The 1,519-nt window shown below is 70.6% G+C and carries 1 protein-coding gene and 1 pseudogene; both read right to left on the bottom strand.

The features are described from left to right. Positions 1-424 (bottom strand): annotated as a pseudogene (locus Q1W68_RS13200) (hypothetical protein); the annotation flags it as partial. After that, positions 421-1,302, bottom strand: a complete 882-nt coding sequence (locus Q1W68_RS13195; RefSeq protein ID WP_300654282.1) for an IclR family transcriptional regulator — start codon at positions 1,300-1,302, stop codon at positions 421-423. The pseudogene Q1W68_RS13200 and the gene Q1W68_RS13195, both read right to left, overlap by 4 nt. Positions 1,303-1,519 lie beyond the last annotated feature (217 nt).

Below are 1,519 nucleotides of genomic sequence, written 5' to 3'. Positions count from 1 at the left end.
CCGGCGCCGGCGCCGGGAGCGGGACCTCGATCGCTGGCGGCACGTCGGGAGCCGCCTCGGCGACCACCGGGGGAGGGTCGGTCCGGGCTTCGCGCCTGGGTGCGGCGGGTCGGGTCGGCGGTGCTGCGCGTGGCGGTTTCAACGGTGCAGCGGCTGGCACCGCCACTGGCGCCGGCACGATCCAGCGCACGGTGCTCACCTGCGCCACCGGCAGGCGCGGCGCCACTGGCGTTGGCATGGCACGGTCGTCGTGGTCACTCGCCGGGATGGCCGTCGGTGTGGGCCGTGCGGAAGCCAGCGCGGCGGCCGCGTTCCACGACACCGGCCCCAGCAGCAAGGCCAGGTGCGCGCCTGCCACGGCGGTGGCCAGCGCGAGCAGGGTGGGCCAGCGCGGTGCCGCGGCGGGTGCGCGCTCGGGGTTCATGGGCGCAGCGCGGCTGGGCGGTGGCCAAGATCGGCGCTGAGCTGGCGGGCGCTCCTGAGCACGGCGGCGGCCGGGGCGCTGTTCCATTCGGTGTCCAGCGTGGCCACCGAGCCCAGCACCACCAGGCCCAGCGCCAGGCGGCCTTGCGCGTCGAACACCGGTGCACAGAAGCCACCGACACCGGGCAGGAGGCTGTGCACCACCCGGGCCAGACCGTGACGCCGGGTTTCTTCCAGCAGGGCCTGCACGTCCGCCAGGGTGTGCGGCACGTCCACCAGCGGCAGGCCGCTGCTCGGCAGTTTTTTCAGGCGGGCCAGCTCGTCGCGCACCATGGGGCCGATGCGCTGGGCGTCGCGCCCTTCACTGCCCATGAAGGCGGCAAAACAGCGGCCCGTGGCCGAGGTGAGCAGGGGCATCACGTCGCCCAGGCGCAGCGTGACCGGCACGGCTTGCGGTGCTTCGATCCAGTGCACCATCGTCGGTCCCTGGTTGCCCCACACCGCGATGGCCAGCGTGTGGCCGGTCTCGGCGATCAGCGAATCCAGTCGCTCGCGCGCCAGTTTCACCGCGTCGATGCGCGAGAGGCTGGCCAGACCCAGGCGCAACGCCGCGGGGCCGAGGTCGTAACGCGTGCTCACGGGGTCTTGCACCACCAGCCCCATGCGCTGGAAACTCACGAGGTAGCGGTGCGCCTTGGCGGCACTCATGCCGGCGGCGGCGGCGAGATCGCGCAGCATCAGTGCGCCCGGGGCTTCCGACAAGGCGTTCAGCAACTCGAAGCCGACCTCCACCGACTGGATGCCCGCGCGTTGCGGCCCGTCCTCGTCCGTTTCGAGGGCGGAGGGCACAGGGGAGGCGTTGCGTTGGACTGAGGACATGGGGTGGCGTTGAACAGATTGGACGGCCGGTGGGCCATTGCGTTCCATGCAATGGGCTGTCTGGTCACCCACCGTTGCAGGTATCGCCTAGAATCTTGATTTTACGAATAGGTTAATCGATTTCACTAATCGTAACCATCGGCCTCGCACCAGCGCCACCATCAGGAGACTCTCATGAAACTCGCCACCTACAAAGACGGCTCACGCGACGGGCAGC

Origin of the sequence: Hydrogenophaga sp. (assembly GCF_030158645.1) — a bacterium.
In the GTDB taxonomy this organism is placed as follows: Bacteria; Pseudomonadota; Gammaproteobacteria; order Burkholderiales; family Burkholderiaceae_C; genus Hydrogenophaga.
This window is presented reverse-complemented; position numbering and strand designations above follow the sequence as displayed.

Coding starts and splice junctions, on each gene's coding strand:
- Q1W68_RS13195 (WP_300654282.1), bottom strand. CDS start 1,302: ATGTCCTCAGTCCAACGCAACGCCTCCCCTGTGCCCTCCGCCCTCGAA.